Genomic DNA, 14,845 nt, shown 5'->3' with positions numbered 1-14,845 from the left:
TCAGAACTTCTCCGGCTTCACGAGAGCGACAACGAGGTAGGCCACTCCGGCCACACCCAGGATCGCGGCGACGAGTTCGAGAACGATCACAGCTTCCCGACCCCCCAGGCGACAAGAGCGACCACGCCGAAGACGGCGAGGATCGCGACGATGTAGACGACGTCGAGCACTGTGGTTTCTCCATCCGACAGGCGCCCAGGGTGGGCGCACGGGTACGGATCATGATTGTGCTCGCCCGATCGGCCCGAATCGGGCGTCCTAACGAGTTCCTGACGCTGTACCGCCTGAAGGGGCGAAAACACATACAGAATCCTGTTACCGCATCGGCGTCGAGGGGCCGGCATCATGATTCCCGTCAGGATTCAGGGCATCGGCGATCGTATCCCGTTAGGAACCACCACATGCCTCCTCCAGCGGCGTAGACCTTCCTCTGTGACCCTCACCAGCATCCTCCCCACACTCCGCGCCTCGATCCCCGACCCCCTCACCATCGACCGGTGGCCCGAGTGGACGCACCCCACCACCACCGACGTCATCGTCTCCGGAGTGTCGATGCTCCGCCTCGTCGACATCTGCGACACCCCCTGCGTGCACATCGCCGCCGCCGTCATCCCCGGCACCCACGGCCGCCCCTCCGACCGGGAGCAGGCCTCCGTCGTCGTCGCCCGCATCACCTCCATCGATCGACTGGGGGTGCTGACACTCGATGCCGATCTAGGGGCCGTCCCTGCTCATCTCGATGAGGTGCGCATGATCGGACGCACGTCGACCAGACACACCCGCCCGTTCCAGCTCGGCGGCGCCGCCGTGACGCTGCCCGAGGACGTGGCGGTCGGCGACCTCGTCGCCGTGCCGTGCGCCGGATCGATCAGCTGCCGGCAACTGCGCACGGCGGCGGCGTCATGAGCATGATCCACACTCTGAACTGGTACAGACGCCACCACATCGAGCACCCCGATCTCGCGTTGTGGCCCCGGGCCGCCGCGGTCACCCGCGACGATGTCACGATCGCCAGCGAATCCATGACGGGCATGGCGCGAGCCGTCGGCACACCATGCACCCGGGTCTCCGAATCCGCCGCGCGCTCCTGGTCGATGGCTGCAGGTGACCGCCACTGCGCCATCGTCGTCACCGCCGTCGAGGCAGTGACCATCTCGCCCGACGGTGACGGATACGACCTCTGGGTCGACGCGGAGCTGGACGGGTGCGAACCACTCGAGAGCACGTTCCGGCTGATCGGGCGGCAGTCGCGGGCGCAGGACGCGCTGTTCGTCGCGCGGCCCTGCCGACGCTATGGTGACCTGCAGTGCGTTCTGCCCGTCGACATCCACGCCGGTGACCTCGTCGCCTTCGTGATCGCCCGCCCGGTGGCCCTGCACGACATCCGTCGCCGCTCCCAGCACCCGGAGCGGCTCTACTGACCCCGAACGGAGCGGCCATGGCCATCATCGACAACGCCATCTACGTCAACGGACGCCGCACCGAGAGCCCGCACAGCCTCGACGAGACCTACGAGCTGCTCCGCGAACGCCACGGGATGGCCTGGATCGGCCTCTACCGGCCGAACTCCGAGGAGCTCCGCTCCGTCGCGGCCGAGTTCGGGCTCCATCAACTCGCGGTCGAGGACGCGTTGAAAGGACATCAGCGGGCGAAACTCGAGCGGTTCGGCGAGACCCTCTTCGTCGTCATTAGGCCCGCCCGCTACCTCGACGCGTCGGAGACGGTCGAGTTCGGCGAGGTGCACGTCTTCGTCGGACCCGGATTCGTCGTGACCGTCAGGCATGCGGAGAATCCCGACCTGCGAGTAGTGCGGCACCGAATGGAAGAGGAGCCTGAGCTGCTGTGCCTGGGCCCCGAAGCGGTGCTTTACACGATCTTCGATGAGGTGGTCGACGGATACGAGCCCGTCATCGACGGCCTCGAGAACGACATCGACGAGATCCAGGATCAGCTGTTCGGTGACGACCCGGGGGTGTCCCGTCGCATCTACGAGCTCCTACGCGAGGTCATCAGCTTTCAGCGCGCCATCGGTCCGATGCCAGACATGCTCGACCGACTCCTGAAGGGATCGACGAAGTACCAGGTCGACATCGAGCTCCAGCGCTCACTCCGTGACGTGCTCGACCATGTGCAGCGCGCGGTCGACAAGGCCGACGGATTCCGCACTCTGCTGGAGAACGCGCTCACGGTGCACTCGACCCTCGTCACACAGAAACAGAACGAGGAGACCCGCCGACTCACCGAGACCGGGCTCGCCCAGAACGAGGAGATCAAGAAGATCTCTTCGTGGGCCGCCATCCTCTTCGCCCCGACGCTCATCGGCACCATCTACGGCATGAACTTCGACTTCATGCCCGAGCTCCGTTGGCCGCTGGGCTACCCCCTCGCCGTTCTCGGCATGGTCGCCATGGGTGGTGTGCTTTACGCCATCTTCAAACGCAAGAGGTGGCTCTGAGAACCGTTTGATCTGCCAGGCTGGGGTATTGGGACGAAGCCATAGGGCGCAATGAAACGATCAGAGGTTGCGAATTCGACGTCCGTGCCGGATAGAGATGAGGGCAGCCCTTCCCACCAACCGCGCTGATTGTTCTCTGACCAGACATGGTCGCTTACCAAGAGCTTTTCGGAATTGTTTCAGCCCCGTGCCGTGTCGAATCGGAACTGGAAGCCGTGCTCCTCGCCGACGACAGCCCGTTCGGACTCGCGCGCCTACGCGTCCACAAAAGGTCAGACCCAGGCCCTCCGAATGGTTGAGTCGATTGACGCCGCGGAAGAGATCGCCGCAGGCCACGTCCGCGATGTCCTGGCGGCCGCGCGCGCCTTCGTCAATGCTGGCTGAGCCAGCGACCGTCGAAACGCCTCACCTGCTCAGCAGAGTCGAGCGCGCGGACCCGCCGCTGCGCTTCTCCCGTCTGAACCCCGTCGATGCTCTCAACGTTCGGGCAGGGAACAGATTCGACGTTCCCGGCGCCGGTGTGCTCTACGGGGCCACGGAAGCCACCGGGGCCTACGCCGAGACTCTGGCCGGATTTCGAGCCAAGGCATCTACGCAGCGGGCCCTCATCGCCCACGACCTCGACCAGAGCCGCATCGGACCCTGCGAGGTTCCAGCCGGCTGGATTGCTACAAGGCGCCTCCGGACCTTCCATGTCGCCGGGTCGTTGCCCTTCGTTGACGTGGAAGCACCCATGACGCACACGTTCCTCACTGAGCAGGCGCCCGAGCTGCTCCTGCAGCACGATATCGAAAACCTCGACGTCGCCCACGTTCGCGGACCGAATCGGCTCCTTACCCGGGCGATCGCTGGCTGGGCCTATTCCGCACCGATGAGCACGGTGACACGCTGTACGCCGGCATCCGATACGTCTCGCGCCTCGGGGACTTTGAGTGCTGGGCGATCTTCGACGGTGCGCACGTCGAACTAGACAGCACCCAGGACATCACCCTCGATGATCCAGCGCTCCAAGAGGTCGCGAACTTGTACCACCTCGGCTTTGGACCGACCCGTTAAGAATCGGTGCGGCAAGCCTGGGTCATTGAGCTCGACTGGTTCGAGCAGAGCCGGGTCATCCCACTCGGGCCGTCCGCACACGCTGTGGTCGCCGCTCCCGCGGCGCAGGATGCAGCTGGGCGATTCACCACCGGGCCGGGGCAAGCGCACGCCTCGACGCCGCACGCGCGGCCGTGCAAGCGGCGATCGCGCGCTCCGGACTTTTACGGGCGTGCAGGGCGCCTCGAGGCAGGGGAGCGGCCATGCACGAGCTCAAATTTTTCGACGAACGCCTCGGGGTTCGCTTTCGCGATCGCTCGTTGGATGCGCTCGCGATGATCGTCACCCCATTCGAGCGCCTTGAAGACGGCACTATGGAATTCGTCCGGGTCGGCGTCAGGAGTTTCCGTTGACAGGACGATCTGCGAAATCCTGCCTGGCGTGACGTCACTCAGCTTGGCCAGAACGGGCTGCTTGATCCCAAACGCATGCGCGAGCGTGACAGCCTCTCGGTGAAGCTGATCAATTTCAGCCAGCTGCGCAGCCAGCGCAGCCTTCCGGCTCGCCAATTCCCACACGTCCGTCATCAGGTTCGCATGCAGCGGGGAAGGGGTCTGTGCCATGATTGGATGATAGTGCGCTATGGCTCAAATAGCGCGCTATTGACATAACGGTTATTATCAGCATGTTTGAACTACATGTGTTTCTGCCCCCTCCTCCTCTCCGATGATGGCGGCGTGAGGGTACGCGCTTCATTTCTTGAATACTGTCCCCCCAGCTTTGTCAAACAGAGCTGCTAGATCGTGAATGTCGGATTTCAGGTCGATCGTGACCCCGCTTCTAAATCCGTCGAGGAGTGGTCCGACATCTCGGGCCGCCTGCTATCAAGCGCCATGCAGTCGGTGGAGATGGTGTCCACGGCCGTCCCTTCGGTGAGCTCCGGCGAGCCATCTAAGTGGATGTGCGCCCCAATGGGGCTGGCGTACGACGGGGTGTGGGGTGACGCACGATGCGCCACCCCTCACGTTTTTGACCGGGCGAGCTGCCAGCTCGCTATCGGCGCCCATTCCTGGGTGAGCCAGTACTTGTTGCCCCAGGCGGCCGACCAGAACCGGTACAGGGTGACGTTGTCGGCGGTCCAGTCGGTGGGCACCTCCGGGACGAGCTGAGCGTGAGCAGGGAGGACTCACCCGATAGCCGATGGAAACAGACATAACTATGGAACGCCGATGAGCGGCAAGCAAGCAAACAAGCACCCGCAACTTCAGTACGCATCCACCAGTGATGCAGCGAATTTGCTCTCAGTACTAACGACGACGAGGATCACGCGCACGGTAGCGTGTACTGCTTCGCAAAGCTCTCGATCGGCAGTTCCTTGATCGAGCAGGCCATCCAGTACTTTGACCGCTACGAGCGGACTGACGGTGAATGGCTCTTCGCAGAGCGCGGGCACCCGCTCTGGTACGGCATCGAGCTGCCTGAGCGCCCATTCGACCAGCCGAACACGAAGTGGCCCGCCGAAGCCACTGGTCGCGGCAGTTTGCCCGAAGACCTGCCGTCGTGGCGAGCCTTCTACGGCATCCCGGATGCGCCCACCGGCTTCTACGGTCAGCCCGACGCCGACTCCACCTACAAGTGACGGTTCTCGGCCACGAAGTGGATCACGGCGTCGGCCAGGAACTGCGGGGCTTCCTCGGGTACCCAGTGGCCGGAGCCGGGGGCCGCGGCATAGGTCACCGTGGTCGCGACCTCCTCGGCCATGCGCTGCATCCTCCAGTGGCTGCCGCCGCGATCGCCGGCCACGGCGAGCACGGGCGTGGTGAGCTTGCCGTGGGCGGCGAGGAAGGCGCGGTTGGCCGCGCCGTCGTTCGCGAACTCGCGGTACAGCTCGAACCCGGCCCGCATCGCACCGGGCAACGCGTAGGCCGCCGCGTAGCGGTCGATGTCGTCGGGCGAGATCGCTCCCGCATTCAGCAGCCGGGTCGTGATGAAGGCGCGGATGTACGCCTCCTCGCGGCCGGCCGTCAGCATCTCGGGGAAGTCGCGCGACGCGTGGAAGGCGAAGTGCCAGAGGTTCGGCTCCGCCCGGGCCTCGTCGAAGGCGGCGGTGCCCGGGAGGGGGGCGTCGACCAGCACGAGCTCCGCGACATCCGCCGGGAAACGGCTGGCGAAGGCGAACCCGACCATCAGGCCGATGTCGTGGCCCACGATCGTGACAGGGTCGGTGATGCCGAGATGCTCCCGTACGAGGGTGTGGAGGTCGCCGGCCAGGGTGAGCTTGTCGTAGCCCGAGGCGGGCTTCGTGCTCGCGCCGGCTCCCCGGTAGTCAGGGGCGATCACCCGGAACTCCGCGCCCGTGAGCAGCGGGATGACTTTGTGCCACGACCACCAGGTCTGCGGGTAGCCGTGGAGCAGCAGCACCACACGGGAGCCCGAGCCTGCAATCACGTAATGCAGCCGCAGTTCGTCGTCGAGCACGGCGGTCTCGTGGTTCCAGAGCGCGCCCGTCACGCAGGGGTGCTCCGGCCCCGGTAGTGGCCGGTCGGGGCCTCCGCGATCCCGTAGTAGCGTCGCCACGAGTCGAAGTCCTCGGGCAGGCTGCCGCGACCGGTGACCTCGGCCGGCCACTGCGACTTCGGCTGCCGGTAGGGGTTCGTGGGCTCCTCGACCCCGTACCAGAGCAGGTGCTCCCGCGTGAGGAATCGCCACACGCCGTCGTTCCGCACGTATTCGTCGCGATACTGGATGGCCTGCTGCACGAAGCGGCCGTCGACCTCGAGCTGCGCGAAGCACGAGACGGTGCCGCGGGCCGAGTCGGGCTCGACGAGTTCCAGCCGGTGGTTCGTGACGAAGAGGATGGTGGGCCCCGCCACCTCGAAGTACGCCCGCAGGGAGCGCAGCAGGATGCGCCCGGTGAAACGGGGGAAGTCGACCTCGAGGTCGGTGGGGACGAACAGCTGCTCCATCGCGTCGAGGTCGCGGGAGTCGTGCGCGAGGGCGTAGTCGAGCGCGAGCTGCTGGATGTTATGCGCCGCGAGCAGCTCGTCGATCGTCGTGACGGGGCGGGAGGGGAGTGCGGTCACGAAGCGAGCCATCCGCCGTCGACCGGCATCACGGTGCCGTTGACGTAGCTCGACTCGTCGGAGCACAGCCAGGCGACGGCGCGTGCGATCTCCTCGGGGGCGCCAATCCGCTTCACCGCGGTGTGCTCGACGATGCGCGCCATCAGGTCGTCGGGGGCGGCTCGGGTCATGGCGGTCTCGATCGGGCCCGGCGCGACGGCGTTAATCCGCAGCCCCTCCGCCCCGTACTCCACGGCGGCCGTGCGGGTGAGCCCCGCCACCCCGTGCTTGCTCGCGGCATAGGCCGATTTGCCCGCCGACCCGGTGAACGCCCACATCGAGGCGGTGTTGACGATCGCGCCACCGCCAACCTCGAGCATCCGGGGGATCTCGTACTTTATGCAGTGGAACACCCCCAGAAGGTTGACGCGGATGACGCGTTCGAACTGTTCGGGCTCCAGGTCGGCCGTGCGCCCGATCGCCGACACGCCCGCGTTGTTGTGCGCGAAGTCGAGCCGGCCGAACTCCGCGATCGTCGCGTCGACCATCGCGTGCACGCTCTCGGCGTCGCCGACGTCGACGACGACGGAGGCGGCCAGGCCGCCCGCCTCGCGGATCTCGCGGGCCGTCGCCTCCCCGCGCTCGTCGATGTCGCCCACCATCACGGCAGCGCCGCGGGCAGCCAGCTCCAGGGCGCTGGCGCGGCCGATGCCACCGGCCGCGCCCGTGACGAGCGCGACCCGGCCGGCGAACTCGGCCGACCGGTCGCGGCCGGCCGAGTTCACCGGTCCCTCATAGCCGGGTTGCCCGGGCCCCAGCTGTTCTGGGCCTTGAGGTCAGCCTCCCAGGTGCGGGGGTACTGCAGCACTCCGTCGTGCCACGGGCGCGGCTCATAATTGCCGGTCGCGTCGTCCATCACGTCGAGCTGGGTAAAGAGCTCGATGACGTTGCCGTCGGGGTCGCGGTGGTAGGTGAAGATGTTGTGACCCGGGCCGTGGCGGCCGGGGCCCCACTCCAGCCGCACCTCGCGGGAGGCAAGGTGGTCGAGCATGTTCTGCAGGTGCGTGAGGTCGCGCATCTCATAGGCCACGTGGTGCATGCCGGAGTACTTGTCGCTCTTCATGAAGTTCGCCGCGTGGTGGTCGGTGTTGCAGCGCATGAACACGAAGAAGTCGCCGATGGTGTCCGACCACTGGAAGCCGAGCAGCTCTTCGTAGAAGGACTGCATCGCGTCCAGGCTCGGCACGTAGGCCGCGACGTGCCCCAGCTTCGTGGGAGCGACGGCATCGGTTCCGGGCCGGGCGATCTCCACTGACGAGTCGTACAGATGGATGGGCATGCCCGTCTGCGGCTCGGCCAGCGCGAGCACCGTCGTCTCGGTGGGGCTGACATCCGTTCGTCGTTCCACCTGGTAGCCGGCCCGGGTCAGCCGGGTCGCCGCGTCGTCGAGCGAACCGTCGACACGGTACCCCACACGGGCGCGGGCTCGGGCTTCGTCGGCCTGGTTCAGCACGACGGCGTGGTTGCTGCCGTCGGCCGAGAGGTAGGCCGAGCGACCGTCGCCATCGACGAGCGTGAAGCCGAGCGCCGAGGTGTAGTACTCGGTAAGGCGCTCCACGTCGGGGGTGTCGAAGGCGACGTAGCCGATGGTGTTGACCCGAACCGTCGAGGTGGCGGTCGGAGCGGTGGCGGAGGTGACAGGGTTCGTGATGATCGACTCCATTTCTGCTAGGCCCCCACGGGTACCGAGGCCGGGGCCGCGGGTTCCACGACCGTGCGGTACGGGCGGGCGATGAGGAGGAAGATCAGGCTGAGCAGCCCCATGCCGAGCATGACGGCCGACACCCAGACGGCGGTCTGGCCGAGGCCCGCCACCAGGAAGGAGGAGAAGATCGCCGGCGCGAGGCCACCGATGGTCGAGGCCAGCTGGTAGCCCAGCGAGGCTCCGGTGTAGCGCGCCTTGGCGCTGAATAGCTCACTGATGAACGCCGAGATGGGCCCGAACATCGCGGCCATGAACACGACGGCACCCACGTAGGCCAGAACTGTCAGCCCGAGGTTCCCCGACTGCAGCAGGAGGAGGAAGACCATCGAGTAGAGGGCGGCCCCCACCATGCCGGCGCCGATCACGAGCTTGCGGCCCACGCGGTCGGAGAGCCAGCCGAAGAACAGCGCGAGCGGGATGTTGGCCAGCGCTGCGATGGTCTGCGCGAAGAGCACGTCGGAGCGCTGGAGCTGACCGCCCTCGACCGCCCAGAGCAGGCCGAAGCTGTTCACCAGGGAGTTGTAGACGAAGGGCGACACCGCCACCAGCAGAGTGAGGATGGCGCCGAACGGGCTCTTCAGCACGCGCAGCAGCGGCACGCGATCCCGCCCGTTCTCCTTGACCTCCTGCAGGAACACCGGCGACTCCGAGACTTTCAACCGGATCCAGAGCGCGAACACCACGAGCAGGGCGCTCAGCAGGAACGGCACGCGCCAGCCCCAGGAGTTGAACTGATCGGCCGGGAGCAGCAGGAACAGGGCGAGCACACCGGATGCAAGCACGACGCCGGCCGGAGTGCCTGCGTTCACGACACTGCCGGCGAAGCCGCGGCGCTCCTTCGGCGCGTGCTCGTACGCCATCAGCGCGGCACCTCCCCATTCACCGCCCACCCCGATGCCCTGCAGGATGCGCAGCACGATGAGGAGGATGGGAGCGAGCTGCCCAATCTGGTCGAGGGTAGGCAGCAGACCGATCGCGGTGGTCGCTCCTCCCATCAGGAGCATCGTCACGACCAGCGAGACCTTCCGGCCCAGGCGGTCGCCGAAGTGGCCGAAGATGATCGCGCCGAGCGGGCGCACGATGTAGCCGAGGGCCAAGGTGCTGAGCGACGCGATGGTCGCGACCAGCGGATCGAGGTTGTTGAAGAACAGCGGCCCGAGCACCAGGGTGGCCATGGCCGTGTAGAGGGCGAAGTCGTAGAACTCGATGGCGGTGCCGAGCCAGGCCGACCAGAGCACCTTTCGGAGCTCTCGTTTTTCGGTGTCAGTCCTGACGGTCGTCGTCGTTGAAGCAGTCATGCTCGGGGATCTCCTTTGATGTCGAGCGGCACAGCGGGAAGGGGGAGGGGAGGTCAGGCTGCGTTCTTCTTGGTGGCGCGGATGGTACCGAGGGTCGTGGCGATGGCGTCGGCGTACTCCGCCTCGACGCGGCCGAAGTACTCCTTCTCGGCCTCGCTGCCGTCGGGCAGACCCTCCTTCTCCAAGTTGAAGGAGAACTGCAGCACGAGCTCGCCGTCCTCCTCGTGAATCTCGTTCGTGATGTACCCGGTGGTGTTGCCGCCGATGCGCTCGAACACGACCTCGACCTCGGGGGTGAAGGTAACGCGCTCGCGATGCGGCTCGTCGCGGATGATGATGTCGCGGGTGAGTTCGTAACCGACGTCCTCGATCACGACGCACTCCTGCATGCGGGCGACGAACCGGGTGGCGTCGCGCGCCTTCTGCTCGAGACCCTTCCAGACGTCGGTGCGGTCCAGACGGGGCTGGCCGGCTTCGTTGACGGGGAACCGGCGCGTGATGGTGAACATGCATCCGCCTTTCTTCTTCGAATGGGTGCCTGTGAATCTCCATCTTTACAATGTAGAAATCACTCTTACGATGTGTAAACATAGAGCGAGAGCGATTCTCGGTCAAGCCCCGAAAGGAAATCGGTGAAGACAATGACGTCACCATCAGACGAACGCGCGTTCCCATCGGCCGAGCCGACGAGGGTGGCGGTGGTCACCGGGGGTGGCAGCGGAATCGGCCGCGCTGTGGCGCGCACCCTGATCGATCAGGGGCTGCCGGTGGTGGTGGCCGACATCGACGAGGCGAACGCGCAGCGCGTGGCCGACGAGCTCGGCGCAGCGGCGACGCCGGTGAGGCTGGACGTCACCTCGGCGGCCGCCTGCGAGAGCGTGTTCGCCGAGGCGTTCGCCGGCGCCGACGAGGGCTACCTCGTGCACAGCGCCGGCATCATGGCCGCGCGGCCGGGGCGCGAGGGCTTCACCCCGCTCCTCGAGGTGTCGGCCGAGGCCTGGCAGAGGGTGCTGGACGTGAATCTCACCGGCACCTTCAACGTCATCGGCGCCGCGGCGCGCGCCCTCGTCACCCGGGGCAAGCGCGGCAGCGTCGTGGCCATCACCTCCGGCGGCGCGGTGCGGCCGTTGATCGACCGCGGGCCCTACAGCGCCTCGAAGGCCGGGGCCGGGATGCTCGTGAAGGCGTATGCCGCCGAGCTCGCCGCCGTGGGCATCCGCGTCAACGCCGTCGCGCCGGGCATGACCGACACCCCGCTCAGCGCGGAGTTCATCCACGACGACACCGTGCCGTTGCCGCCCCTCGGTCGGCACGGCACTCCCGCCGACATCGCGGCGGCGGTCGCGTTCCTGCTCGACGACCGCGCCTCCTTCATCACCGGCAAGACGATCTTCGTCGACGGGGGAGTGTTCAGCGGATGAGTACGGCCTTCCCCTCCCTCTTCTCCTCGGTGCGCGTCGGTGACGCCGAGGCGGCCAGCCGGCTCTGGCTCGCGCCCATGACGGTCGCCTACGCGAACCTCGACGGCACGGTGTCGACGGCCGAGGTCGAGCACTACGCCCGGCGCGCCCGGGGAGGCGCCTCGGTGATCATGACCGAGCACTTCACCATCAGCGAGGCCGGGCGTCAGTTGCCCCGGCAGACCATCGTCGATTCGCGCGACAAACTGCCCGGGCTCCGCGCCCTGGCCGACGCCGTGCACGATGAGGGCGCTCTGCTGATCGCCCAGATCGGGCACGCCGGCCGGTACGGCGGCCCTTGGGACCGCTACGACGACCAGCCGCGGCTCGCGCCCTCCGCACTCGAATTCCGGCTGGTCGGCGACCGGGTGGTGACTCCGACCGAGATGACGGTCGACGACATCCGTGAGACGCTCGATCACTTCGAGCGCGCGGCGTCGCTCCTGGCCGAGGCCGGGTTCGACGGGGTGATGCTTCACGCCTCGCAGGGCTTCCTGCCCTCGCAGTTCCTCTCCCCGCGCACCAATCAGCGAACGGATGCCTACGGCGGGTCGTTCGAGAACCGTATCCGCTTCGTGCTCGAGGCCTTCGACCGGGTGCAGCGCGGATTCGGCGACGCCGGCCCTGTGGGTGTGCAGCTGCTCTCCGACGAGGCGGTCGCCGACGGCTGGACGCTGCATGAAGCCGTGGAACTGACCATCCGTCTCGAGTCGCTCGGCGCGGCCTTCTTCCTGCCGACGGTCTCGACCTTCGAGACGCTGCGCGGCATCTCCACCCCGGGCGAGGTGCGGCGGTGGGGCCACCAGCTCGGCACCGCCATCGCACTGCAGGCCGCCGTGCGCGTGCCCGTGATCGCGAACGGCGGCCTCACCGACCCGCAGAAGATGGACAGCCTCATCGCCGGCGGCCTCGTCGCGGCGGTGGCCCTCGCACGCCCGATGCTCGGCAATCCCGACTGGGCGCGCGACGCCGCGGCGGGTGCGCACGACCCCGCCGGGTGCCCGTGCGACCCGCCGACCTGTCTGCGCACACAACTCACCGGCACCATCTGCGAGAGCTGGCCGGAATCCCGCAAGGAGCGGGGCTACTGGGGACGAGAGGAGATCGACGCATGATCAGCACCGACGGCAGGGCCGAGATCGAACGGCAGCTGTTCGAATACGCGATCGCTTCCGACACGAAGGATTGGGAACGGCTCGGCCGGCTCTTCTCGCACGGGCGCTATCACTTCGCCTCGGCGCCCGGCCCCGAGGCCGCGGCCGAGTGGGGGCGCACCGTGGTGCGCGAGGACTCGCGCACCCAGCACGTGCTCTCGACGCTCGCCATCGAGCAGCCCGATCCCGCGCGTGACGACCTGTTGCGCTCGCGGAACTACCTCACCCTCTTCGCGCAGGACGAGCAGGGGCTGGCCCACACGGTGTCGGCCTGCTGGTTCGACTCCACCTGGGAGGTGGTCGACGGCGTGTGGCGCTGGCGCACCCACGTCATCACCCCGCTCTTCCGCGGTGATTGGCGACTGATCCACAAGGTGCAACAATTTCCCACGGCGGCGCAGGATGCCCCGCAGGACTGAGGGAATCGTGTCGATCGACGATGAGACCAAGACGACGCACGGGGTCGGGAGCGCCCGGCGCGCCCTGCAACTGCTGCTCGCGTTCACTCCGGAGTCGCCACGACACACCCCCGCCGATCTCGCCGTGCTGCTGGGCCTGCCGATGGGGAGCATCTACCGCTACACGGCGCTCTTCCGCGAGCTCGGCATGCTGGAAGACGGCCCGGGCTCGCAGTTGCAGCTGACCCCGCGCATCCTGCCCACCGCCCGTGCCGCCATGGTGGTGCAGAACGCGGTGGCCATCGCTTCGCCGTTCGTGCACGCGTTGGCGCTGGAGGTGGGGGAGAGTGTGATGCTGACCCGGCAGGCCGGCAATGTGGCGGTCTGCATGCTGAGCATCCCCTCGCCGCACGCCCTTCGCCTGGACTTCCCGGTGGGGCACATCTTCGAGTTCGGCGCGGGCGCCACCACGCGGATGCTGCTGGCCATGATGTCAGATGACGAGCGACAGCGCAGGATCGAGGTGTTGCCCCAGGACGCGCAGCCCGACCTCGTGGAGATCGACCGCACGGGTGCACGTGGCTGGTCGACGAGCGAGCAGGAGCTCGAGCCTGGCGTCTGGGCCTGCGCCGTGGGCCTCGGTCTGGTGGGGCAGCCGCCGATGACGATCACCGTCGCCGGCCCGGAATTCCGGCTCAGTCCAGCAGCGCGCGAGCGGATCATCGAGCGTGCGGCCGAGTCGGTCGCGCAGATCACGGCGGCCTGGTTGAGCAAGCCCGTCGAGGCGCAGCCACGCTCGGCCGAGACGATCTCCGGATGAGACTGGCCCAAGCCTCGGTCGACGGCTCGAGGCAGATCGTCGTCGAGCACGATGGCCGGTTCCATCGCGCGCCGCGGGCCGTGCGGCATCTCACCATCGACGAGCTGCTGCGTTCCTGGCCCGCTGCGAGTGCGGCCCTGCGCCACGTCGAACTCGGGGAGGAGCTCGCCGATGACCCGGTGCTCGACCTGCCCGCGGTCGAGCGGCCGGGCAAGCTCCTGGCCGCCGGGGCCAATTTCACCGACCACATGGCCGAGATGAAGCTGCCGCCGCCACCGGAGGGCGCGCAGCCCTACCTGTTCCTGAAGCCCGCCAGCGCGATCGTCGGCGACGGCGCAACCGTGCTGACCGATCTCGGGCCGGAGGTGAACCTCGACTTCGAGGCAGAGCTCGGGGTGGTGATCGGGGTGCGGGCCTCGCGGATCGAGCCGGGGGAGGCATCCGCCCACATCGCCGGGTACATCGTGGCCGACGACGTGTCGGCGCGACGGCCGTTCCGCGTGGCGACGCCCCTCGGGCCGGCGTTCGCCTTCGACTGGCTGGCGCACAAGGGCCAGGACGGGTTCTGCCCGATCGGGCCCTACCTGCTGCCGGCCTGGGAGCTCGGGGAGGAGCCGCTCGCCGTACGCACGACGGTGAACGGTCGGCTCCGTCAGGACGGCACGACCGCCGACCTGCACTTCTCGGTGGTGGAGCTGGTCGCGTTCGCCTCGCGTCTCACCACGCTCGAGCCGGGTGACGTCATCCTCACCGGCACGCCGGCGGGCGTGGGGGCGGGCGACGGAGCCTTCCTCGCGTCGGGCGACACCGTGACGGTGTCGGTCGAGAAGGTCGGCTCCGTCACCACGACGTTCCGGCGCCGTCAGGCGTAGACAGGCGTCAGATCGCCGAAGATGCGGTAGTCCTCGAACCGGCCTTCGTCGTCGACCGACCAGATGGTGGTGACCGGGATGGTGACGTTGCCGCCGTCGTGGCGGTCGTACGAGACCGAGAGTTCGACGATCGTGTCGTGCCCGACGGTCCACTCCTGCACGACCTGGTGCCGCAGCCCCTTGATGGTCGTGTAGAAGTACTCCACGCCGCCCTTGATCGCCTCCGGGCCCACCATGGGATCGCCGTTGGCGAAGGTGAAGCGGCCGGTGGGGGTGAAGAGTTCCGCGAACTCGGCGCTCTTGTTGGCATCGATCGCGGCGAAGACATCGTGCGTGCTGAGGGTGCTGAGAGTGGTCATTTCGGTCTCCTGGATTAGCGTCATTGCTGAAGGGCCTCGGATCGGCTGGCTCCAATATAGAAGTCGTTCACCAATGTGTCTACACTTAATGATCACAATCCCCGCCGACCTCCCGTCTTGTGTCAATCAGGCTTTTGTGTATACACTTAAGGAGCGCGATGGAGCGT

Annotated in this window: 20 protein-coding genes; 9 read left to right on the top strand and 11 right to left on the bottom strand. The window is 67.3% G+C overall.

Annotated elements, in window-relative coordinates:
- Window positions 1-90 carry a potassium-transporting ATPase subunit F gene (locus tag ITJ64_RS19085; RefSeq protein WP_194679644.1) on the bottom strand — a complete coding sequence of 30 codons (90 nt, stop codon included), beginning with the start codon at window positions 88-90 and terminating at the stop codon, window positions 1-3.
- Between the two features lie 342 nt (window positions 91-432).
- Here ITJ64_RS19085 and ITJ64_RS05055 point away from each other — a divergent pair, with 342 nt between their 5' ends.
- From ITJ64_RS05055 to ITJ64_RS05045, 3 genes are read left to right on the top strand one after another with little or no spacing between them, the layout of a single operon-like run.
- Entirely contained in the window at window positions 433-906 is a 474-nt protein-coding gene (locus ITJ64_RS05055; RefSeq protein WP_194679643.1) for a hypothetical protein, read from the top strand.
- Complete coding sequence (locus tag ITJ64_RS05050) at window positions 855-1,421, top strand: hypothetical protein (protein WP_194679642.1); 567 nt, start codon at window positions 855-857, stop codon at window positions 1,419-1,421. Before ITJ64_RS05055 ends, ITJ64_RS05050 begins: the two co-directional genes overlap by 52 nt.
- Window positions 1,422-1,438: 17 nt before the next feature.
- On the top strand, window positions 1,439-2,455 hold the full coding sequence (locus ITJ64_RS05045; RefSeq protein ID WP_194679641.1) for a magnesium and cobalt transport protein CorA: 1,017 nt from the start codon (window positions 1,439-1,441) through the stop codon (window positions 2,453-2,455).
- Window positions 2,456-2,825: 370 nt separating this feature from the next.
- Here ITJ64_RS05045 and ITJ64_RS18805 read toward each other — a convergent pair whose 3' ends face one another.
- The 3 genes from ITJ64_RS18805 to ITJ64_RS19080 all read right to left on the bottom strand — a co-directional run bounded on the left by ITJ64_RS18805 (window position 2,826) and on the right by ITJ64_RS19080 (window position 4,643).
- Window positions 2,826-3,266, bottom strand: a complete 441-nt coding sequence (locus tag ITJ64_RS18805; RefSeq protein WP_228507681.1) for a hypothetical protein — start codon at window positions 3,264-3,266, stop codon at window positions 2,826-2,828.
- 448 nt (window positions 3,267-3,714) lie between these two features.
- A complete protein-coding gene (locus ITJ64_RS05035; RefSeq protein ID WP_194679639.1) occupies window positions 3,715-4,113 on the bottom strand; it encodes a hypothetical protein in 399 nt (132 codons plus the stop codon).
- Between the two features lie 398 nt (window positions 4,114-4,511).
- The gene (locus ITJ64_RS19080) at window positions 4,512-4,643 is read right to left on the bottom strand and encodes a hypothetical protein (protein ID WP_255524899.1); all 132 of its coding nucleotides are present in this window, start codon (window positions 4,641-4,643) and stop codon (window positions 4,512-4,514) included.
- A gap of 222 nt (window positions 4,644-4,865) precedes the next feature.
- Here ITJ64_RS19080 and ITJ64_RS05030 point away from each other — a divergent pair, with 222 nt between their 5' ends.
- Complete coding sequence (locus tag ITJ64_RS05030) at window positions 4,866-5,129, top strand: hypothetical protein (protein ID WP_194679638.1); 264 nt, start codon at window positions 4,866-4,868, stop codon at window positions 5,127-5,129.
- Here ITJ64_RS05030 and ITJ64_RS05025 read toward each other — a convergent pair.
- From ITJ64_RS05025 to ITJ64_RS05000, 6 genes are read right to left on the bottom strand one after another with little or no spacing between them, the layout of a single operon-like run.
- Complete coding sequence (locus ITJ64_RS05025; protein WP_194679637.1) at window positions 5,120-6,001, bottom strand: alpha/beta fold hydrolase; 882 nt, start codon at window positions 5,999-6,001, stop codon at window positions 5,120-5,122. The genes ITJ64_RS05030 and ITJ64_RS05025 overlap by 10 nt on opposite strands.
- Complete coding sequence (locus tag ITJ64_RS05020; protein WP_194679636.1) at window positions 5,998-6,573, bottom strand: nuclear transport factor 2 family protein; 576 nt, start codon at window positions 6,571-6,573, stop codon at window positions 5,998-6,000. Before ITJ64_RS05020 ends, ITJ64_RS05025 begins: the two co-directional genes overlap by 4 nt.
- Window positions 6,570-7,337: an SDR family NAD(P)-dependent oxidoreductase gene (locus tag ITJ64_RS05015; protein WP_194679635.1), complete on the bottom strand. Its 768-nt coding sequence runs from the start codon at window positions 7,335-7,337 to the stop codon at window positions 6,570-6,572. Before ITJ64_RS05015 ends, ITJ64_RS05020 begins: the two co-directional genes overlap by 4 nt.
- On the bottom strand, window positions 7,334-8,275 hold the full coding sequence (locus ITJ64_RS05010) for a VOC family protein (RefSeq protein ID WP_194679634.1): 942 nt from the start codon (window positions 8,273-8,275) through the stop codon (window positions 7,334-7,336). Before ITJ64_RS05010 ends, ITJ64_RS05015 begins: the two co-directional genes overlap by 4 nt.
- Before the next feature lie 5 nt (window positions 8,276-8,280).
- Window positions 8,281-9,615, bottom strand: coding sequence for an MFS transporter (locus ITJ64_RS05005; protein ID WP_194679633.1), 1,335 nt, complete (start codon window positions 9,613-9,615; stop codon window positions 8,281-8,283).
- Window positions 9,616-9,668: 53 nt separating this feature from the next.
- The gene (locus tag ITJ64_RS05000) at window positions 9,669-10,124 is read right to left on the bottom strand and encodes an SRPBCC family protein (protein ID WP_194679632.1); all 456 of its coding nucleotides are present in this window, start codon (window positions 10,122-10,124) and stop codon (window positions 9,669-9,671) included.
- A gap of 189 nt (window positions 10,125-10,313) precedes the next feature.
- Here ITJ64_RS05000 and ITJ64_RS04995 point away from each other — a divergent pair, with 189 nt between their 5' ends.
- The 5 genes from ITJ64_RS04995 to ITJ64_RS04975 are packed head-to-tail and all read left to right on the top strand — an operon-like array spanning window position 10,314 to window position 14,319.
- Window positions 10,314-11,036: an SDR family NAD(P)-dependent oxidoreductase gene (locus ITJ64_RS04995; RefSeq protein ID WP_194679631.1), complete on the top strand. Its 723-nt coding sequence runs from the start codon at window positions 10,314-10,316 to the stop codon at window positions 11,034-11,036.
- Complete coding sequence (locus tag ITJ64_RS04990) at window positions 11,033-12,190, top strand: NADH:flavin oxidoreductase (RefSeq protein WP_194679630.1); 1,158 nt, start codon at window positions 11,033-11,035, stop codon at window positions 12,188-12,190. The genes ITJ64_RS04995 and ITJ64_RS04990 overlap by 4 nt, the downstream gene beginning before the upstream one ends.
- Complete coding sequence (locus tag ITJ64_RS04985; RefSeq protein WP_194679629.1) at window positions 12,187-12,648, top strand: nuclear transport factor 2 family protein; 462 nt, start codon at window positions 12,187-12,189, stop codon at window positions 12,646-12,648. The genes ITJ64_RS04990 and ITJ64_RS04985 overlap by 4 nt, the downstream gene beginning before the upstream one ends.
- A 7-nt stretch (window positions 12,649-12,655) precedes the next feature.
- Window positions 12,656-13,447 (top strand): IclR family transcriptional regulator, encoded by a 792-nt coding sequence (locus ITJ64_RS04980; RefSeq protein WP_370545042.1) that lies wholly within the window; start codon window positions 12,656-12,658, stop codon window positions 13,445-13,447.
- Window positions 13,444-14,319 carry a fumarylacetoacetate hydrolase family protein gene (locus tag ITJ64_RS04975; protein ID WP_194679627.1) on the top strand — a complete coding sequence of 292 codons (876 nt, stop codon included), beginning with the start codon at window positions 13,444-13,446 and terminating at the stop codon, window positions 14,317-14,319. Before ITJ64_RS04980 ends, ITJ64_RS04975 begins: the two co-directional genes overlap by 4 nt.
- On the opposite strand, the gene ITJ64_RS04970 is transcribed toward ITJ64_RS04975, so the two are convergent.
- Window positions 14,310-14,678, bottom strand: a complete 369-nt coding sequence (locus ITJ64_RS04970) for a nuclear transport factor 2 family protein (RefSeq protein WP_194679626.1) — start codon at window positions 14,676-14,678, stop codon at window positions 14,310-14,312. The two genes, ITJ64_RS04975 and ITJ64_RS04970, sit on opposite strands and share 10 nt — an antisense overlap.
- Window positions 14,679-14,845 lie beyond the last annotated feature (167 nt).

The organism is Herbiconiux sp. VKM Ac-1786, from assembly GCF_015350805.1.
GTDB lineage: Bacteria > Actinomycetota > Actinomycetes > Actinomycetales > Microbacteriaceae > Herbiconiux.
Note: the sequence above shows the minus strand (reverse complement) of the source record. Positions and strands in the feature narration are given on the sequence as shown.

Excerpts from the sequence above, each read along its gene's own strand:
- ITJ64_RS05045 (WP_194679641.1), top strand. The coding sequence starts at position 1,439 with ATGGCCATCATCGACAACGCCATCTACGTCAACGGACGCCGCACCGAG.
- ITJ64_RS05035 (WP_194679639.1), bottom strand. The coding sequence starts at position 4,113 with ATGGCACAGACCCCTTCCCCGCTGCATGCGAACCTGATGACGGACGTG.
- ITJ64_RS05010 (WP_194679634.1), bottom strand. The coding sequence starts at position 8,275 with ATGGAGTCGATCATCACGAACCCTGTCACCTCCGCCACCGCTCCGACC.
- ITJ64_RS05005 (WP_194679633.1), bottom strand. The coding sequence starts at position 9,615 with ATGACTGCTTCAACGACGACGACCGTCAGGACTGACACCGAAAAACGA.
- ITJ64_RS05000 (WP_194679632.1), bottom strand. The coding sequence starts at position 10,124 with ATGTTCACCATCACGCGCCGGTTCCCCGTCAACGAAGCCGGCCAGCCC.
- ITJ64_RS04990 (WP_194679630.1), top strand. The coding sequence starts at position 11,033 with ATGAGTACGGCCTTCCCCTCCCTCTTCTCCTCGGTGCGCGTCGGTGAC.
- ITJ64_RS04985 (WP_194679629.1), top strand. The coding sequence starts at position 12,187 with ATGATCAGCACCGACGGCAGGGCCGAGATCGAACGGCAGCTGTTCGAA.
- ITJ64_RS04975 (WP_194679627.1), top strand. The coding sequence starts at position 13,444 with ATGAGACTGGCCCAAGCCTCGGTCGACGGCTCGAGGCAGATCGTCGTC.
- ITJ64_RS04970 (WP_194679626.1), bottom strand. The coding sequence starts at position 14,678 with ATGACCACTCTCAGCACCCTCAGCACGCACGATGTCTTCGCCGCGATC.